This window comes from Endozoicomonas sp. SESOKO4 (assembly GCF_024606275.1).
This window is the reverse complement of sequence record NZ_JAHHPS010000386.1, coordinates 1-1,243: the sequence shown is the minus strand read 5'-3', so window position 1 is coordinate 1,243 and position 1,243 is coordinate 1. Positions and strand designations below refer to the sequence as shown.

Annotated in this window: 1 protein-coding gene; it reads left to right on the top strand. The window is 56.2% G+C overall.

The features are described 5' to 3' along the window. A partial coding sequence (locus tag KDK16_RS07630) for an ankyrin repeat domain-containing protein (protein WP_257275413.1) occupies nt 1–1,156 on the top strand: 1,156 nt, incomplete at its 5' end. Between the last annotated feature and the right edge of the window lie 87 nt (nt 1,157–1,243).

Sequence of the window (1,243 nt, the reverse complement as noted above, 5' to 3'; positions counted from 1 at the left end):
GGGGGATTTGGATCAGGTGGAGAAGTCACTGGCAGAGGGAGTCAATGTCAATACCCTCATGAATGATGGTTTCAGCGCCCTGATATTGGCATCCGGTAAGGGGCACAAGGACATCGTCGTACGCCTGATCAACGCCGGGGCGAATCTCAACACCCGAACGATGGATGGCGTCACCTCGCTGTCGACCGCAGCCAAGATGGGCCATACCGACATCCTGAGACTCCTGATTGAAGCCAAGGCAGATCTCAACACCCAGGCTGCGGATGGCGCCACCCCGTTGTTCATCGCAGCCGAAACGGGCAATACCGACTGCGTGAAACTCCTGATCGACGCCAGGGCAGATCTCAACGCGCGGGTTGAGGATGACGGCACCCCACTATTCATCGCAGCCCGCAACGGCCATACCGACATTGTGAAAGCCCTGATCGAAGCCGGGGCGGATCTCAATAACCGCACTAAGCATTCCGCCAGGACTTTGGATGGTTCCACCCCACTGTTCATCGCAGCCCGGAACGGCTATACCGACATCGTGAAACGCCTGATCAAAGCCGGGGCAGACCTCAACTCCCCCACCAGGAATGGCGTCACACCGCTGCTCATCGCTTCCCAGAAGGGCTATACCGACATCGTGAAACTCCTGATTGAAGCCAGTGCAGATCTCAACGCCAGGACTACGGGTGGTGTCACCTCAGTGCTTATCGCAGCCAACAACGGCCATACCGACATTGTGCAAGCCCTGATCGAAGCCGGGGCGGATCTCAACGCCCGGACTGCGGATGGCGTTACCTCAGTGTATGTCGCAGCCCAGAATGGTCATACCGAGATTCTGGAACTCCTGATCGAAGCCAAGGCAGATCTCAACGCCTGCAAAAAAGATGGGCTCAATCCTCTGCTCATCGCAGCCCGGAACGGCCATCCCGACATCGTGAAACTCCTGATCGAAGCCAAGGCAAATCTCAATGCCCGGACTACGGGTGGCAATACCCCGTTGTTCATCGCAGCCCAGAAAGGCCATCCCGACATCGTGAAACTCCTGATCAATGCCGGGGCGGATCTCAACGCCGCAGCATCTGATGGCACAACCCCAATATCCATCGCAACCGAGATGGGCAATATCGACTGCGTGAACGCTCTGAACGAGACTGGGGCAAGGTAGGCAACAGAGGCAATATTCATCAGAATGAAAATGTAGAATGATTAAGCACTCACTCTTTGCGGCACCACTGTTACTCATGACATTGCC